The following is a 16,325-nucleotide window of genomic DNA, read 5'->3' as shown; positions in this document are numbered from 1 at the left end:
CCTGTCCGCCGTCAGAGGGGCGGACGGATGAGGGGATGCACCCCGTGGGCCGGGGTACTCGACGCAGATGCAGACCTACACAGCGGTGGTTCACGAAGCGGCGGCGGGGCGGTCCGTGTTCGGAGTGCTGGCCGTGCTCGTCGGAGGCCTCGTGATCACCGGCGCGCTGATCTGGGCCGTACGCCTCGGCATCAAGGTGAGAGGGAGGGAATCGCGGCCTCCAAGGCCCGGAGAGCAGCCCACCCGGCCGCAGTCCGGCTCCACCCACGAGTCCTGGGAGCGGCGGGAAGCGGACGAGGTGCCGCGCGCCGCCGACCGGAGCGAGCGCCTCACACCCCATGAACTCAGGCCATCCGGCACCAAACGCAGCGAGGACCAGACCCGGCCGCGCTGGGACTCACGCTGACCGGTGCAGAGCAGAGGCGGCGATCACCGTGCTCTTCCTCGATCGCGCGCAGGCCGGACGCGAGCTCGCGCGAGCCCTGCGTACCCGGCAGGAGGAGGGCGCCCTGCCCGACCCCGTGGTCCTCGCCCTGCCGAGGGGCGGGGCCGCCGTCGCCGCCGAGGTGGCCCGGGCGCTCGGCGCCCCGCTCGACGTGCTCGTCGTACGGAAGATCGGTGCCCCCTTCCAGGAGGAGATCGGCGTCGGCGCGATCGTCGGCGACGCCCCTCCCCTCCTCGACGAGGACACCCTCGCCCGGCTCGGCCTCGACGCGGGTGACCTCGGCCGGGTGGTGGAGCGCGAACGCGCCGAACTGCACCGCCGCGAACGGCTCTACCGCCACGGCCGTCCCGCCCCCGACCTGCGGCGACGCACCGTGATCGTCGTCGACGACGGGCTGGCGACCGGTGCCACGGCCCGGGCGGCGCTGCGCGCCGTACGGCTCGGGGCGCCCCACAGGGTCGTCCTCGCCGTCCCGGTCGGCGCACCGCAGGCGGTGGACCTGCTGCGCTCCGAGGCCGACGACGTGATCTGCCTCCACCGGCCGCGCGGCTTCATGGCCGTCGGCCTCTGGTACGAGAACTTCGAACAGCTCACGGACGACGACGTGCTGCACGTCCTGCGGGTGGCCGGCGGGGCGAGTGGCCCGTTGGCCCCCTGACGGCGGACGCAGACGGGTCATTCCTGTGCCATTGGCACAGTGTTCTGTACGGCAGTTGAACCATGTGCCCGCGGATGCTGAGATGGACCGGTCGATGGCGCTGCGGAACCCCGCGGCGCCTTTTTCATGCCGGGACGTCGGCCACGAGCCGTCAGGGGGCGGGAAACAGTGCTGAAGAAGGTGTTCACGGCTCCGGACCCGGGGCGGACGCGGCTGCGCTTCGCCGCCCGGGCCGTCCTCGGCATCGGCCTGGCCGCCATGGTGTGCGGCCTGGTCGGCCACTCCCTCGCCGGTGCCGTCACGGGCGGCCTCGCCGCGCTGCTCGCCCTGTTCACCGTCACCGACGCCACCGTGCGCGGCCAGGCCGTCACCACCGCGCTGCTGCCCGCGGCCGGGCTGCCCGTGCTCACCGCGGCCACCGTCCTGCACGCCCACCCCGTGGCCCGCGACCTCGCCTTCCTCGCCGTCATCGGCGCGGGCGTGTACGCCCGCCGCTGGGGGCCGCGCGGGCACAGCCTGGGCGTGTTCGCGTTCATGATGTTCTTCGTCGCCCAGTTCCTGCACACGGGGCCCGGCAGGCTCCCCGAGCTGTACGCGTCCGTCGCGCTGTCCCTGGCGACCGCGGCGGCGGTGCGCTTCGGCGCATGGTGCTACGAGCGCGGGCTGCCCCCGGCACCCGTGCCCGCCCCGCCCGGCGGCCACGGGCTCGCCCGCGTCACCACACGGCAGGCCGTCCAGGCCACGGCCGGCGCGGGCTTCGCCCTGGCCGTGGGCCAGCTGATGTCCGGACAGCGCTGGTACTGGGCCGTCGGCGCCACCTGGTGGATCTTCGTCAACACCGCCTCCCGCGGCGAGACCCTGATCCGCGGCTTCCGCCGTGTCCTCGGCACGGTGATCGGCATCGGACTCGGCCTGCTGGTCGCGCTCCCCGTGCACGGCGCGCCGGTCCCCACGGCCGCCCTGGTCGCCGTCTCCGTCTTCGGCATCTTCTACACGGCGGCGGTCTCCTACACCTGGATGATGCTCTGGGTGACCCTGCTCGCGGCGCTCCTCTACGGCCTCCTCGGCGTCCTCACTCCCGGACTGCTCGCGCTGCGGCTCGCGGAGACCGGCCTGGGCGCACTCGGCGCCGCGCTGGCGGTGCTGTTCGTCCTGCCGGTCACCACCCACACCGTCACCGACGCCTTGATCGAGCGCGCCTGGCACTGCGCGCACGCCTGCACCGCCGAGGCTGCCGCGCACCTCGCGGGCGACCCGGCGGCCGACCCCGCGGCCAGGGTCGCGGAACTGGAGCAGCTGCTCGGCCGGGTCCGGCTCGCCCTCGCCCCGCTCCTGCACCCCCTGAACCCGATGCCCGGCCGCAGGCGGCGCGCCCGCGAGGTGCTGGTCCTGCTCGACGTCTGCGCCCGCGACTGCCGTGACCGGGTCGCCGCCGCGACCTCCCGGCGCGCGTCGGCATCACTCAGCCCGTCGGGTGTCTGAGGGCGAGGCACACCCCCTCCTGGTCTAGACCGGTGCTGATCAACTGCTACCGTCACCCCGGACAGGCGCAGTGACCGAGAGGGGACAGCGGTGGCAGACCTCGGCGTAAGGCCCCGGCGGGCGTTCATCGGCTCGTTCACGGCGGCGGGAGGGCCCGGCATCGTGACGGCCGCCATGGACCCGGGCAGCGGGGCGCTCACCGTACTGAGCAGCCAGAACGGCCTCCCCGATCCCTCCTACCTGGCCCTGTCGCCGGCCGGCGACATGCTCTACGCGGTCAGCGAGACGGCCGAGGGCGCGGTGGCCGCGTACCGCGTCACCGGGGACGTGCCGGAACCGGCCGGGGCGCCGGTGCCGGTCGACGGCAGCGGTCCCACCCACCTCGCCGTCTTCGACGGTCATGTCCTGACCGCCAACTACGGCTCCGGCAGTGTGACCGCCGTCCCCGTCCGCGCGGACGGCAGCCTCGCCCGGACTGCCTCCGGGGTGCTCCGGCACACCGGCTCCGGGCCGCACACCCCGCGCCAGCAGGGCCCGCACGCCCACCAGGTCCAGCCCGACCCCAGCGGCCGCTGGGCGGTCAGCGTCGACCTCGGCACGGACTCGGTGCGGGTGTGCGCTCTGCACGAAGGCCTTCCGGTCCTGCACCACGAGCACGCGCTGCGCCCCGGCTCCGGGCCACGCCACCTCGCCTTCCATCCCGGCGGCTCGTACGCCTACGTCGTCAGCGAACTCACCCCGACCGTCACCGTGTGCCGCTGGGACGCCCTGGACGGCTCCCTGAAGCCCCTGGCGGAGGTCGCGGTGCTCCACGACGCCCCCGCCGGGGACGCCTACCCCTCGGGGATCGCCGTGGCGCCCGACGGCCGGTTCGTGTGGACCGCGACCCGCGGTGAGGACGTGCTGTCCGTGTTCGCCGTGTCGGACGAGGGGGACGCGCTGCGGCTGACGGGCACCGTGCCGTGCGGCGGCCACTGGCCGCGGGCCCTCACCGCCACCGACGGCTTCCTGTACGTCGCGAACGAACGCTCCGGTGACGTCACCTGGTTCATCGTGGACCAGGCCACGGGCCTTCCGCGGCTCGCCGGCTCGATCCCCGTCCCCGCGGCGTCCTGCGTGGTCGTCGGCTGACCCGCCCACCCCCGCCGCACCCGAATCCGCCACGCCGGATCCCGCCTGCCGGATCCCACGCCGAAGGGCCCGCTCCGCACCCGGAGCGGGCCCTTCGTGTCGTACGGCGTCCAGGACCGACCGTCCCGCCGGTCAGCGCACGGGCGCGCCCTGCGGCTGCTGCGGGGCGATGCCCAGGGAGGTCGTGTACTTGGCCAGCGCGAGCTTGCCGATCGCCGGGTACGGGCCGAGCGCCTCGGCTGCGGCGCAGCCCGCCTCCCTGGCCGCCTCCTCGATCAGCGCGGCGTCGATCTCCGGGCCGATCAGGTACGGCGCCAGCGCCAGCTGCTGCGAGCCCGAGGACCGCAGCTGCTCGGCGACGGACGCGATGGAACCCTCCTGGTCCAGCGCGGCGGCCATCACCGGCACGGCGAGCCGCGCGGCGAGCAGCATGCCGGTGATCCCGGCGGCCTGCACGGCCTCCTCGCCGCCCACAGAGGCGAGGATGATGCCGTCCGCGGCCGTCGCCACGGTGAACAGGCGGGCGCGGTCCGCGCGCGCCAGACCCGCCTCGGACAGCCGCACGTGCAGCGCCTCGGCGAGCAACGGGTGCGGGCCCAGCACATCGGTCAGCTCGGCGGCGACCCGGCTCTCCATGACGGCCTGGCGGACCTGGCGCAGCAGCGCGCTGTCCGGACCGGCCAGCAGCGGCACCACGACCGCGACCGGGCCGTCGGGCTCCTTGACGTCCAGACCGGCGGCACGGGCCTGCTCGTAGCGGGCGGTGCGCTCCTCGGCGGCGTGCGCCAGAACGGCCTGCAGGGTGGTGTGCTCGGTGTCGTCCCCGTCCAGGTACCCGATGCGCGCGTCGAGGCCGGGGAGCTCGGAGCGGGCGATGCTCACGATCTCCTCGGCGAGGCCGCGGCCGGCGGCGCTCGACGCGCCCGGGACCGCGAGGACGAGCGCGGGCGCGCCCTCGGGAGCAGCCAACGGCTCGGGTCGGCGGTGCCGCCCGGGCTGGCGAGGTCGCGGCATTCGTACTGGCAGGCCGGACGCGGGCCCAGTGGGGGAGCTCATGGCGACGCATGTTACTGGCTAATTGGGTTCCCCTGTTCGGGGAGGGTGCACGTGAGCGGTATCCGTCCGGTTTTGTCTGATGAGTTACGTACGGATCAGAAGTGATCAGCGTGTTTTCCGGGCGACTTGCCCTCGACAGGAGCAATCCCTCTTTTGGGGGACGGTGTACGAGTTGTTCCGTACGCTCCCTACGCTCCGCGGACCACCGACAGCAGTGCCTCGTCGGCCGGCAGGGGGAGGCGGCCGACGGCCAGTCCGGCGGCGATCCGTACCGCGCCGTGCAGCGGATCCCCTTCGGCGGTCACCCGCCGCGCGTGCGGCATCCTCGTCGCCAACTCCTCCGCCAGCGGTACGAGGAGAGGGTCGCCCAGCCGCGCCAGGCCCCCGGTGAGGGCGAACGGGGGTGTGCCGTCGGGCGGGCAGACGGCGGCCGCCGACTCCGCGATGTGCCGGGCCGCAGCCCGCAGGATGCCCGAGGCCGACGGGTCGTCCGGCGCGCAGCGGGCGACCTCGGGCGCGAAGGAGGCGAGGACGGCCGCCCGGTCCGGCCGCGGATAGAGCAGCCCCGGCAGCCCGGGCACAGGCCCGAACCTCTCCTCGGCGCACCCCAGCAGCCGGGCCGACCCGCCGGGCCGGCCGTCGTACGCGCGCAGCGCGGCCTCGAGGCCTGCCCGCCCGATCCAGGCCCCGCCGCCGCAGTCGCCCAGCAGATGGCCCCAGCCGTCCGCCCGGTGCCACGCCGTCAGATCCGTACCGATCGCGATGAGACCGGTGCCGGCGGCCACCACGGCACCCGGTCTCGGTCCCAGGGCGCCGGTGTACGCGGTGACGGCGTCGGCGGCCAGCGCGGTCGTGCGGACCCCGAACTCCCGTGCCAGGGCGGTCGGCAGCTCGGCCCGAAGGGCCTCGCCGAGGCTGCTCAGTCCCGCCGCGCCCACAACGGCCGTGTCCGGCCGCCCGACTCCCGTCTCGGCTGCCAACGCCCGCACCATCGGCACCAGTTGTTCCAAGAGGTGGCCGGGATCGATCCCCCGCTCACCGGTCCGCACCGGAACCCCGGAGGACCGCTCGGCGAGCGCACCCCGCCCCACGGTCCCGACGGCCACCCGCAGACCGGAGCCGCCGGAGTCCACGGCCAGGATGCCGAGGGCGCCCTCCGGGCCCGCCGGGACGGTCACGGCAGGTGCCGGTGCACCGGGTGCGCGGCGGTCCTGCGTGCGGTCGGGGTGGGCGGTTCCGAGCAGCCGGGAAGGAGGGCCGGCCAGACATGACGATCATGGCGGAGTGGTTCGGTCACTGGATGCGACAAGCTCGTATCTCCTTCCCGGTGGCCGTCGGAGCGGTCCGCTCGACCGGTTCGCGGACCTCGGCGAGGAGGAAGACTAGCGTCCGCGGAACGGTCCCTGTCCGGAGACTTTCCTGCGTATGCGGGGCGTCTGTGTGTGCCAGTAGAGTGACGCGCCGTGGCACCACGACCTTTGCATGAACTTGTTGAAGCGGGCTGGGCGAAGGCTCTCGAGCCTGTGGCCGAACGCATTGCCGCCATGGGGGACTTCCTCCGGGCCGAGATAGCGGCCGGCCGGACCTACCTTCCGGCGGGGGCGAATGTCCTGCGCGCCTTCCAGCAGCCCTTCGACGACGTCCGCGTCCTGATCGTCGGCCAGGATCCCTACCCGACGCCGGGGATGGCGATCGGGTTGAGTTTCGCGGTCTCGCCGGAGGTGCGCCAGCTGCCCGGCAGCCTGGAGAACATCTTCCGGGAGCTCCACACGGACTTGGGGCTGCCCCGGCCGTCGAACGGTGATCTGACGCCGTGGACCGAGCAGGGGGTGCTCTTGCTCAACAGGGCGTTGACGACCGCCCCGCGCAAGCCGGCGGCGCACCGCGGCAAGGGCTGGGAGGAGGTCACCGAGCAGGCGATCCGGGCCCTGGCGGCGCGAGGGAAACCGCTGGTGTCGGTCCTGTGGGGGCGTGACGCGCGTAATCTGAGGCCGCTGCTGGGCGAACTTCCGGCGATCGAGTCGGCTCACCCCTCGCCGATGTCGGCGGACCGTGGCTTCTTCGGTTCGCGGCCGTTCAGCAGGGCCAACGACCTGCTCGTGCGGCAGGGGGGCCGGCCGGTGGACTGGCAACTGCCGTAGCCCGCACTCCCCACCGGGACGCATGCCCCGTTCCCTGGGTGAACGGGGCGTGCACGGTCGGCAGACGAGCGCTTTCCCGCCGGCCGGCGTGCGGTCCGCACCGGGACAGTGGTGATCAACCGATGCCAAGGCCCCGGTGGCCCCTCCTGCCGGACTCAGGCGGTCACCGCGGCCCGCACACACAGCACGTCCGGCAGGTGCGAGGCCAACTGCTGCCAGCTGTCGCCGTCGTCGGCGGAGGCGAAGACCTCGCCGTTGCGGTTGCCGAAGTACACGCCCGCCGGGTCCGCGTCGTCCGTGCACAGCGCGTCGCGCAGCACCGTGCCGTAGTGGTCCTCCTTCGGCAGCCCCGCCGTCAGCGGCTCCCAGCTCCTGCCCGCGTCCGCCGTGCGGAACACCCGGCAGCGGTGGTCGGCCGGCACCCGGTCGGCGTCGGCGTTGATCGGGAAGACGTACGCCGTGTCCCCGCGCCTGGGGTGCGCGGCGACCGCGAAGCCGAACGTGGAGGGCAGGCCCTCGCCGATGTCCGTCCAGCGCCCGCCCGCGTCGTCGCTGCGGTACACGCCCCAGTGGTTCTGCAGATAGAGACGGTCCGCGTTGGCCCCGTCCCGCGCGACCTTGTGCACGCACTGGCCGAACTCCGGGTGCGGATCCGGCAGGAACACCGCGGAGACACCGGAGTTGGACGGCTGCCAGCTCTCGCCGCCGTCCGTCGTACGGAACACGCCCGCCGTCGACACGGCCACCGTCACGGCCCGGGGGTCGCGCCGGTCGGTGAGCACCGTGTGCAGGCCCTCCCCGCCGCCGCCCGGCACCCACCGCGAGCGTGTGGGGTGCTCCCACAGCGGGCGGACCAGCTCGAAACTCTCCCCTCGGTCCTCCGAGCGGTAAAGCGCCGCCGGTTCCGTCCCCGCGTAGACCACGTCCGGCTCGGCGGCCGCCGGGTGCAGCTGCCACACCCGCTCCAACGAGGCCTCCGTGTCCTGCGGGAACTTGACCGCGGGCCTGGCCGGTTCCGTCCAGGTGCGGCCGAGGTCGTCCGAGTGGAACACCGACGGACCCCAGTGCGCGCTGTCACCGCCGGCCAGCAGGCGCGGGCTCTCGCCGCGGGTGTCGATGGCGACCGAATAGATCGCCTGTGCGTTGAAGTAGGGGGATTCGTCGAACTCCCATGTGCCGCCGCGCCGACGCCCGATGAACAGGCCTTTGCGGGTGCCCACGGCGAGCAGTACCTCGGTCATGCCGATCACCTCCGCTGTGTCCCGGACCTCCTTGTCCCAGACACCGGCCAGTCTGCACCCCGCCACTGACAGTCACCTCCGGGCGCGCCGTCATCGCAGGTCACAGAGGTGGTGGCGGGTTCGATCGCATGACGTCGGCCACATTCCGAGGGATGCCTGCGCGGGCGGCGGGTCCGTGCGACCGTCGTGACGGGGGTCTCACCCTGAGCATCAGGACCGCCCGCCGCGTATGGGAGGGCGGTCCGACGATGTTCGTGCGCTCGTGAGGAGGATGCCTTCGATGGCGTTCCGTGGTCCGAAGGTGTGGCTGTGGCGCTGGCGGCGCAACCCGCTGAAGCGTCGCGCCGACGCGGTGGAGGCCTGGGTGGTGCTCGGTGCCTGGGCGCTGACCGTCCTTGCCGGGGTCCTGGCGGGATGGGCGGCCGCAGGGTCCGTCGAGCACGGGCTGGCCCGGGAACGCGTCGAGTGGCGTCCCCTCGAGGCCCGACTGACCGAACCGGCACCCGGCGAGGCCGCCCGGCAGAACGGCTCCGCCGGCACCGACCAGGTCTGGGCGAAGGTCGCCTGGACCGGCCCCGACGGCTCGGCCCACACCGGCCAGGTCCGGGTCGCCGCGGGCAGCCCCGCCGGCACCACGGTCACCGTCTGGACGGACCGCCAGGGCCGCCTGGTCACCAAGCCGGCCACCCCTGCCCAGGCCCGGCTGCGTGCTTCCCTGGTCGGCAGCCTGGCCGGGGTGGGCATGGCCGCCTTCCCCTTCGTCGGCGGCCGCCTCCTGTGCGGCCGTCTGGAACGCCGTCGTGTCGAACAGTGGGACGCCGACTGGGCCCGGTTCGACGCGCTGTGGGGGAGGCCCACGGGCTGATCCCCGGCCGGCGGCGGGGCGGCGGGCCGGTGGGTTCCGCTGCGGGGCCGAGGTCGGACGGGCGCGGCGGTCTCCACGCGCGTGTGCGGGCGCTCGGCCGCGCCGGGGCGTGCGGCATCCCTCCACGCGCGTGTGCGGGCCCCGGGCGCAGCATCGTGGCCACCGCATACCCGGCCGGGCCCTCTCAGGGCCCCAGCCCCGGCATGCGGCTTCCGGCGCTCACTCCCCGCCAGGAAGGTTCCGTTCCAGGATCGCGTCGAGATCGGCCGTGTCGGGGAGGGTGCCGAAGGCGTGGCCCCAGTCGCCGCCGAGCCGGGTCGCGCAGAAGGCGTCCGCGACCGCGGCCGGGGCGTGCCGGACCAGGAGTGAGGCCTGGAGGACGAGGGCCATCCGCTCCACCAGCCGCCGGGCACCGGACGGTGTCGTCCCGCCCAGTTCGGACCTCATCCGTGCGACGGCCGCGTCCAACCGGGGGTCCGCACCTCGCGCCAGGTCGAGTTCGCCGAACAACGCCTGCGCCGTCGCCGGTTCGCGGGTCAGAGCCCGCAGCACGTCGAGGGCGTTGACGTTGCCCGAGCCCTCCCAGATCGACAGCAGCGGGGCCTCGCGGTAGTGCCGGGGCATACCGGAGTCCTCCACGTAACCGTTGCCCCCCAGGCATTCCAGCGCCTCCGCGGCGAAGGCCGGACCCCGCTTGGTCACCCAGTACTTGCCGACGGCGGTGGCGATCCGCCGGAAGGCCCGCTCGCCGGCGTCCCCGCGCACCGCCCGGTCGGCCGCCCCGGCCAGCCGCAGCGTCAGCGTGGTCGCGGCCTCCGACTCCAGCGCAAGGTCGGCCAGGACGTTGCGCATCAGCGGCTGGTCCAGCAGCCGCGCACCGAACGCGCTCCGGTGCCGTACGTGATGACCCGCCTCCACGAGCGTCTTCCGCATCAGCGACGCCGACATCATCACGCAGTCCAGCCGCGTGCAGTTGACCATCTCGATGATCGTCTTCACGCCCTGCCCCTCGGGGCCGACCAGCCAGGACACGGTCCCGTCGAACTCGGGCTCGGAGGACGCGTTGGAGCGGTTGCCCAGCTTGTCCTTCAGCCGCTGGATGCGAAAGGTGTTGCGGCTGCCGTCCGGCAGGACGCGCGGCACGAGGAAACAGGACAGCCCGCCGGGAGCCTGCGCCAGGACCAGGAACACGTCGCACATCGGCGCCGACGTGAACCACTTGTGGCCGCGCAGGGTGTACACCCCGGGCTCCGCCGTGGGCGTGGCCGTGGTGGTGTTCGTACGGACGTCCGAGCCGCCCTGCTTCTCCGTCATCCCCATACCGGCGAGCAGCCCGCTCTTCTGCGTGGGCACCCGCAGCTCCGGGTCGTACTCCCGGGCGGTGAGCAGCGGCTCGTAGATCTTCGCGAGCTCCGGCTCGCGGCGCAGCGCGGGCACGGCCGCGTACGTCATCGAGGTGGGGCAGCCGTGCCCGGCCTCCGTGTGACCCCACACCAGCCCGCCCGCCGTGCGGGCGACATGGGCGCCGGGCCGGTCGTCGGCCCAGGGCGCGCCGGCCAGGCCCTCGGCGACCGCGACCCGCATCAGGTCGTGCCAGCTCGGATGGAAGTCGACCTCGTCGACACGGTGGCCGTACCGGTCGTGCGTACGCAGTACGGGCTCGTGCCGATTGGCCGACTCGCCCCATTCCTGCGCCTGAACGCCTCCCGCCCGCACCCCCAGCCGGCGTACGTCCGGCTCCGCCCACCCGGCGCCCTCCCGGCGCAGCCCCTCCAGCAGGGCGGTGTCCTCGGAGGCGTCGTACGGGGCGAGGAGCGGGGGCTGGTTGGCGACCTCATGCGTGGCGTGGGGCGGCTCTGTCTGCGACTGCGCGAGTGTGAAGACCATACCGTCATGTTGCACTTCAGCTGCGACTGTAGCAATAGTGCAATACCCAGGGCGCCGTACAGTACGTCCTCATGCGGATGAACGTCTCTGCGCAGCCCGGCGGGGTCGACCTGCGACCGCTGTCCGCGCGGTCGGTGGTCCTGAGCCTGCTGCTCGGCACGCACCCGCCCGAGCTGCCCGCGAAGGACCTGGTGCGCGGGGTGGAGCCGTTCGGCGTCGGCGGCTCGACCGTGCGGGCCGCGCTCAGCCGGATGGTGGCCGCCGGTGACCTGCGCCGGACGGACACCGTCTACGGGCTCAGCGACCGGTTGCTGGCCCGCCAGCGCCGCCAGGACGACGCCGTGCACCCGGACACTCGCGCGTGGGACGGCGACTGGGAGATGGCCGCGATCACCGCGACCGGCCGCGGCCCCGCCGAACGCGCCGAGCTGCGCACCCGGCTGACGGCCCTGCGTCTGGCCGAGCTGCGCGAGGGCGTCTGGCTGCGGCCGGCGAATCTGGGCCGCTCCTGGCCCCGGGACCTCGGCGCGGTGCTCCAGCATTTCACCGCCCGCCCCGAGGCCCCCGCCCGCGACCTGGCCGCGAGCCTGTGGCCGCTCGCCCCCTGGGCGGACACGGCCAGGGCCCTGCTGGCCCACGTCGAGCGCTCGCCCCGGCCCGCCGACCGTTTCACGGCGCTCGCCGCGGTCGTACGGCATCTGCTCGCCGACCCCGTGCTGCCCGCCGTGCTCCTGCCCGCCGACTGGCCGGGCCCCGCCCTGCGCACCGCCTACCGGGAACACCAGCGGGAGCTGGTGGCGGTGGCCCTGGGCGCATAGCCGCGACGGCCGTGGCACGCGACGGCCGTGGCGCCTTAAGCCCTGGCGCATGGCGGCGGCGGCCGTGCGAAGCACCGTGCGGGGGGCGCTTCGTACGGCCGCCTTCTCCGTGGGGGGCTGGTGGTGGGGGAGGGGTTACTTGTAGGTGATGTCCGAGGCCGCGTACTTGCAGTAGGTGCCGTCGGCACCCGAGCCGTTCGTGGGCGGCTCCGCGCCGGTGTTGTTGCCGATGTACTTCTGGCACGGGACGATCTTCTTGCTGCTGTCCCCGACGATCGTGATGCCCTTCAGGGTCGCGCTGTCGCCGTAGTTGGTGTTGATGCCGACGAGTTTGTTTCCCGAGTAGGTCGCCTCGATGGTGTTGAGGTTGATCGTCCGCTTGTACTGGGTCGAGCAGTTGCCGCAGGAGCGGACGAAGGTGCCGAAGTTCTGCACGGCGAAGTTGGAGATGTTGAGGGTGCCGGCGCCGTTGAACTGGAACACCTTGTCGCTGGCCGACCGCGCTCCACCGCCCGAGACGGTGTAGACGGTGGACGAAGAGCTGCCGCGGAAGGTCGCCGCGTCCTCGCCGACGTCCTCCCACCAGACGTTCTGCAGGGTGCAGGCGCCCTTGCAGTGGATGCCGTCGGCGGCGGGAGCACCGATGATGACGTTCTTCAGGACGGCTCCGGCGGCCAGCTCCAGGATCGGCCCCTGGTCCTCGTCCTGGCTGCCGCTGCCCAGGTCACCGGTGCCGTAGAGACGGATCATCCCGTAGTCCTTGGTGCCGGAGACCGAGATGGTCGAGGAGACCGCCTGGCTGCCGGTCGCGGTGGGCCAGGTGGCGGCGCTCGCCGGAGTCGGTCCGATAGTCATGATCATGCCAACCGAGACCCCGAGGGCGGCCAATGTCCCGGTCAGGGTGCGCCGTCGGCGCGGAAATGCTGGTGAAGTCATGTCCCGATGCCTTCTTCCAGAGGGGTGTAGGCGGTTTCGGAGCTTCCCGGTGCCCGCGCCGGAGGTGACCGAGGCGACGGCGGACGAGTCGGACCTTTGCGTCCGTGTACATGGGGGGCCTGTACGCATGCGGAGCGTCCCTTCGGGAGGGCGAGATGATCGCATACATGAATTGCATTCGAGATGTTGAACAGATAAATGGTTGCAATGCGGCCATTTAGGGATCTCGCGAGCGGCTCGGTCACACTGCTGAACGGAACGTAGAGGGTAAGCGCTTTCTGGTCAACGCTTTGCGCAGAACAAGACCGCGCTGTGGGAGCGCTTCCATGGTGGCCGTGTGCATGCCACTATGCGATGCGGACGCTCCCCCGCATGCCCCGTGAGAGAGGGGCGAGTCGATGCCGACTCCGCGCACGTATACGTTCACCGCCGGGCCGGTCCTGCTCCTGATCGCCCTCACCGCACCGGACCTGTCACCGGGACCCGCGGCCGCACTTCCCTGGCGACCGGCCCCGTTGACGGAGACGAACACCGTCCGCTGAACGATCCGCCCCCACCACGTACGACGTCCCCCGAGCCGCTACAGAAAGGGACAAGCGCGTGTCCGACTTCCCCCGCGGAGCCCTGCGTTCGTTACTGGGCGCACTGACCCTCCTCCTCGCCGCCGCACTCCTCACGGCACCCGCCGCCTCGGCCCGGCCGCAGGCCGCCGCGCCCGTTCCCGCCGCCACCCTCACCGAGGTCACCGGCTTCGGCACCAACCCCAGCAACCTCCAGATGTACGTGTACGCACCGGCCACCGTCACCGCCCACCCGGCCGTCCTCGTAGCCGTCCACTGGTGCGGAGGCTCGGGCCCGGCGATGTACTCGGGCACCGAGTACGCCCAGCTCGCCGACCAGTACGGGTTCGTGATCGTCTACCCGTCCGTCACTCGCAGCAGCAAGTGCTTCGACGTCTCCTCGCCGCAGGCACTGAAGCGCGGCGGCGGCAGCGACCCGGTCGGCATCAGGTCGATGATCGACTGGGTGAGCGCCGCCTACTCCGCCGACCCCGGCCGCGTCTACGCCACCGGCATCTCCTCCGGCGCCATGATGACCAACGTCCTGCTCGGCGACTACCCCGACGTGTTCGCCGCCGGCTCGGCCTTCTCCGGAGTGCCGTTCGCCTGCTTCGCGACCACCGACGGCTCCGAGTGGAACAGCGCCTGCTCCGGCGGCACCGTGATCCACACCCCGCAGGAGTGGGGCGACCTGGTCCGCGGCGCCCACCCCGGGTACACCGGCACCCGGCCGCGGATGCAACTGTGGCACGGCACCGAGGACGACGTGCTGCGCTACCCCAACTTCGGCGAGGAGATCAAGCAGTGGACCAATGTGCGCGGCCTGGACCAGACTCCCGCCGCCACCGACTCGCCCGCCGCCGGCTGGACCCGCACCCGCTACGGCGCCACCGGTGACCAGGCCCCCGTCGAGGCCATCAGCCTCCAGGGCGTCGGCCACAACCTCTACGCCTGGGGCATGGCCGCCCGAGTGATCACTTTCTTCGGCCTGGACGGCTCCGGGTCCGCCCCGCAGCCCGAGCCCGGCGGTTGCCGGGTGGCGGCGACGACCAACCCGTGGAACACCGGCCTCACCGCCTCCGTGACCCTCACCAACACCGGTACCTCGACCGTCAACGGGTGGCGGCTCGGCTTCACACTGCCCTCAGGGCAGACCATCACCAACGGATGGGGCGCCACGTACGCCCCGGCCACCGGCGTGGTGACGGCGACGAACGCCTCGTACAACGGCACGCTCGCGCCGAACGCGAGCGTCACCATCGGCTACCAGGCGAACCACACGGGCAACAGCGCGGCACCGGGCGCCTTCACTCTCAACGGGACTGTCTGCACAGTGAGCTGACTGTCCCGATTCCGCCGCGAACGTACAGCCCCGCATGATCGGCAAGTGCACGTCGAACCGCCGGAAACCGACGCACCGGATCAGCGTGGCCACCCCGCACACCGGCAGATCGGCGGTGATCGGATACGCAAGGTGGGCGGGCGACAGCTTCATCGCGCCGCCCACGATGAGCGGGACGGCGACCGCGCCCGCGTACATCGCGAGCACATGCTGCGGACCGAAGACGGCGAGTTGACGTACGGGGGGCACCTCGTCGACGCGATGAACGGGTGCGGTCGTGATCCTGGGCACTCCGGAGCGGGGCGACATCCGAACAGCACAAGACGGTACGGCGTTCAAACAGAATGTCGACTGCTCCTGTGGGGCGGCCGCGTGTACCGGTCGGCGGTCCGCTCACGGCCCGCCGCCGCCCACAGCGCGTCCCAGTCCGGCAGCTTCACCGCACCCCGCCCGAGCGAGGCCCCGAGTTCCGCCTCCGCCCGCTCGATCGCCAGCCACCCGTCCCACCCGACCGGCTCGGCCCCGGCGGCCCGCAGCGGCGGCAGCGGATCCTCCGGCACCGGCCTGCGCAGGAGTGCGGGCGCGTCCTCGAGAAGCGACGTCACCGTCTCCTTCGCGCAGCTCCGGTTGGTGCCGATCACCCCGGTCGGGCCCCGCTTGATCCAGCCCGCCACGTACTCGCCCGGTGCGACGGCCCCCGAGCGCAGCACCCGCCCGGCGAGATGCGGCACCGTGCCCCGCTCGGCGTCGAACGGCAGCCCCTCCAGCGGCACCCCGCGATACCCCACGGACCGCAGCACCAGCTGTGCCTCGACCTCCTCGTACCGGCCGGTGCCCGTGACCCCGCCGGACCCGTCGGGCGCGGTCCGCTCGAAGCGCACCGCGCCCACCCGCCCGGCGTCCGCGATCAGTTCGACGGGCCGCAGGAAGAACCGCAGCCGGATCCGGCGCCGTACGCCCAGGGCCGGCGACGCGGCCCAGCCGCGGAGCACCTCCACGTTCCGCCGCTGCGCCGCCGGCAGTCCCGACGGATCGCCGTACGCCGGATCGGGCGCCAGCTCCGCCTCGTCCACCAGCACGTCGGTGTCCGGCAGGGATCCCAGCTCGCGCAGTTCCTTGGTGGTGAACCGGGCCTGGGAGGGGCCGCGCCGGCCCACCATCCCGATGTCGGTGACCCCGCTCGCGGCCAGTGCGGTGAGCGCCGTCTGCGGCATGTCCGTGGGGCTGAGCTCGGCCCGGCCGCGTGCCAGGATCCGGGTGACGTCCACCGCGACGTTCCCCACGCCGATCACCACCGCCGAGCGCACACCCGCCAGGAAGGAGCCCGTCACGGCGTCCGGGTGGGCGCTGTACCAGGACACGAACTCCGTCGCCGACCAGCTGCCGGGCAGTTCCTCGCCGGGGATGCCGAGCCGGCGGTCGGCCGCCGCGCCCACGCAGTACACGACGGCGTGGTACGACTCGGCCAGTCGGGTGACGGGCACTCCGCCCGCGCCGACCTCGATCCCGCCGAGGAAGCGGACCCGCTCGTGCTCCAGGACCGTCCGGAGACTGCCCTGCAGCGACTTGATCTTCTCGTGGTCCGGGGCGACGCCGTAGCGCACCAGGCCGTACGGGCACGGCAGCCGGTCCAGGACGTCGACGCGCACGTCCGGGTCCTGCTGCACAAGGCTCTGGGCGGTGTAGACCCCACTCGGCCCGGAGCCGACGACGGCGACACGCAGCACGGGCGGAACTCCTTACCCCGGCAGCCGGAGGAGATC

The 16,325-nt window shown here is 73.2% G+C and carries 15 protein-coding genes and 1 pseudogene; 9 read left to right on the top strand and 7 right to left on the bottom strand.

The genetic code is table 11. The features are described from left to right. Positions 1-67 precede the first annotated feature (67 nt). From ABT057_RS01895 to ABT057_RS01880, 4 genes are all read left to right on the top strand, one after another. Positions 68-406, top strand: a complete 339-nt coding sequence (locus ABT057_RS01895; RefSeq protein WP_352340422.1) for a DUF6479 family protein — start codon at positions 68-70, stop codon at positions 404-406. A gap of 28 nt (positions 407-434) precedes the next feature. After that, on the top strand, positions 435-1,103 hold the full coding sequence (locus ABT057_RS01890) for a phosphoribosyltransferase (RefSeq protein WP_352340421.1): 669 nt from the start codon (positions 435-437) through the stop codon (positions 1,101-1,103). Positions 1,104-1,271: 168 nt separating this feature from the next. Next, positions 1,272-2,585, top strand: coding sequence for an FUSC family protein (locus ABT057_RS01885; RefSeq protein ID WP_352340420.1), 1,314 nt, complete (start codon positions 1,272-1,274; stop codon positions 2,583-2,585). 90 nt (positions 2,586-2,675) lie between these two features. Beyond that, positions 2,676-3,716 (top strand): lactonase family protein, encoded by a 1,041-nt coding sequence (locus ABT057_RS01880; protein WP_352340419.1) that lies wholly within the window; start codon positions 2,676-2,678, stop codon positions 3,714-3,716. A gap of 132 nt (positions 3,717-3,848) precedes the next feature. Here ABT057_RS01880 and ABT057_RS01875 read toward each other — a convergent pair whose 3' ends face one another. Next, entirely contained in the window at positions 3,849-4,772 is a 924-nt protein-coding gene (locus ABT057_RS01875; protein WP_352340418.1) for a sirohydrochlorin chelatase, read from the bottom strand. A 188-nt stretch (positions 4,773-4,960) separates the two neighbouring features. Next, positions 4,961-5,950, bottom strand: a complete 990-nt coding sequence (locus ABT057_RS01870) for an N-acetylglucosamine kinase (protein WP_352340417.1) — start codon at positions 5,948-5,950, stop codon at positions 4,961-4,963. Between the two features lie 285 nt (positions 5,951-6,235). Here ABT057_RS01870 and ABT057_RS01865 point away from each other — a divergent pair, with 285 nt between their 5' ends. Further along, entirely contained in the window at positions 6,236-6,913 is a 678-nt protein-coding gene (locus tag ABT057_RS01865; RefSeq protein ID WP_352340416.1) for a uracil-DNA glycosylase, read from the top strand. A 155-nt stretch (positions 6,914-7,068) separates the two neighbouring features. Here the strand turns inward: ABT057_RS01865 and ABT057_RS01860 are convergent, their stop codons facing one another. Beyond that, entirely contained in the window at positions 7,069-8,220 is a 1,152-nt protein-coding gene (locus tag ABT057_RS01860; protein ID WP_352340415.1) for a WD40/YVTN/BNR-like repeat-containing protein, read from the bottom strand. Between the two features lie 214 nt (positions 8,221-8,434). On the opposite strand from ABT057_RS01860, the gene ABT057_RS01855 reads away from it, so the two are divergent. Next, positions 8,435-9,019 (top strand): Rv1733c family protein, encoded by a 585-nt coding sequence (locus ABT057_RS01855; RefSeq protein ID WP_352340414.1) that lies wholly within the window; start codon positions 8,435-8,437, stop codon positions 9,017-9,019. Between the two features lie 219 nt (positions 9,020-9,238). Here the strand turns inward: ABT057_RS01855 and ABT057_RS01850 are convergent, their stop codons facing one another. Next, entirely contained in the window at positions 9,239-10,906 is a 1,668-nt protein-coding gene (locus tag ABT057_RS01850; RefSeq protein ID WP_352340413.1) for an acyl-CoA dehydrogenase family protein, read from the bottom strand. 71 nt (positions 10,907-10,977) lie between these two features. Between ABT057_RS01850 and ABT057_RS01845 the strand changes: the two genes are divergently transcribed. Further along, entirely contained in the window at positions 10,978-11,724 is a 747-nt protein-coding gene (locus ABT057_RS01845; RefSeq protein WP_352340412.1) for a PaaX family transcriptional regulator C-terminal domain-containing protein, read from the top strand. A 135-nt stretch (positions 11,725-11,859) separates the two neighbouring features. Here the strand turns inward: ABT057_RS01845 and ABT057_RS01840 are convergent, their stop codons facing one another. Continuing rightward, a complete protein-coding gene (locus tag ABT057_RS01840; protein ID WP_352340411.1) occupies positions 11,860-12,660 on the bottom strand; it encodes a pectate lyase in 801 nt (266 codons plus the stop codon). A gap of 398 nt (positions 12,661-13,058) precedes the next feature. Between ABT057_RS01840 and ABT057_RS01835 the strand changes: the two genes are divergently transcribed. Both ABT057_RS01835 and ABT057_RS01830 read left to right on the top strand, forming a co-directional pair. Beyond that, positions 13,059-13,202: a hypothetical protein gene (locus tag ABT057_RS01835; RefSeq protein ID WP_352340410.1), complete on the top strand. Its 144-nt coding sequence runs from the start codon at positions 13,059-13,061 to the stop codon at positions 13,200-13,202. A 58-nt stretch (positions 13,203-13,260) separates the two neighbouring features. Beyond that, the gene (locus ABT057_RS01830) at positions 13,261-14,562 is read left to right on the top strand and encodes an extracellular catalytic domain type 1 short-chain-length polyhydroxyalkanoate depolymerase (protein ID WP_352340409.1); all 1,302 of its coding nucleotides are present in this window, start codon (positions 13,261-13,263) and stop codon (positions 14,560-14,562) included. Between the two features lie 6 nt (positions 14,563-14,568). Here the strand turns inward: ABT057_RS01830 and ABT057_RS01825 are convergent. Then, positions 14,569-14,871, bottom strand: a pseudogene (locus ABT057_RS01825) (solute carrier family 23 protein); the annotation flags it as partial. A gap of 26 nt (positions 14,872-14,897) precedes the next feature. Further along, positions 14,898-16,289, bottom strand: coding sequence for an FAD-dependent oxidoreductase (locus tag ABT057_RS01820; RefSeq protein WP_352340408.1), 1,392 nt, complete (start codon positions 16,287-16,289; stop codon positions 14,898-14,900). Between the last annotated feature and the right edge of the window lie 36 nt (positions 16,290-16,325).

The organism is Streptomyces sp. NPDC002588, from assembly GCF_040295925.1.
Lineage (GTDB): Bacteria > Actinomycetota > Actinomycetes > Streptomycetales > Streptomycetaceae > Streptomyces.
This window is presented reverse-complemented; position numbering and strand designations above follow the sequence as displayed.

Excerpts from the sequence above, each read along its gene's own strand:
- ABT057_RS01895 (WP_352340422.1), top strand. The coding sequence starts at position 68 with ATGCAGACCTACACAGCGGTGGTTCACGAAGCGGCGGCGGGGCGGTCC.
- ABT057_RS01875 (WP_352340418.1), bottom strand. The coding sequence starts at position 4,772 with ATGAGCTCCCCCACTGGGCCCGCGTCCGGCCTGCCAGTACGAATGCCG.
- ABT057_RS01855 (WP_352340414.1), top strand. The coding sequence starts at position 8,435 with ATGGCGTTCCGTGGTCCGAAGGTGTGGCTGTGGCGCTGGCGGCGCAAC.
- ABT057_RS01850 (WP_352340413.1), bottom strand. The coding sequence starts at position 10,906 with ATGGTCTTCACACTCGCGCAGTCGCAGACAGAGCCGCCCCACGCCACG.
- ABT057_RS01845 (WP_352340412.1), top strand. The coding sequence starts at position 10,978 with ATGCGGATGAACGTCTCTGCGCAGCCCGGCGGGGTCGACCTGCGACCG.
- ABT057_RS01840 (WP_352340411.1), bottom strand. The coding sequence starts at position 12,660 with ATGACTTCACCAGCATTTCCGCGCCGACGGCGCACCCTGACCGGGACA.
- ABT057_RS01835 (WP_352340410.1), top strand. The coding sequence starts at position 13,059 with ATGCCGACTCCGCGCACGTATACGTTCACCGCCGGGCCGGTCCTGCTC.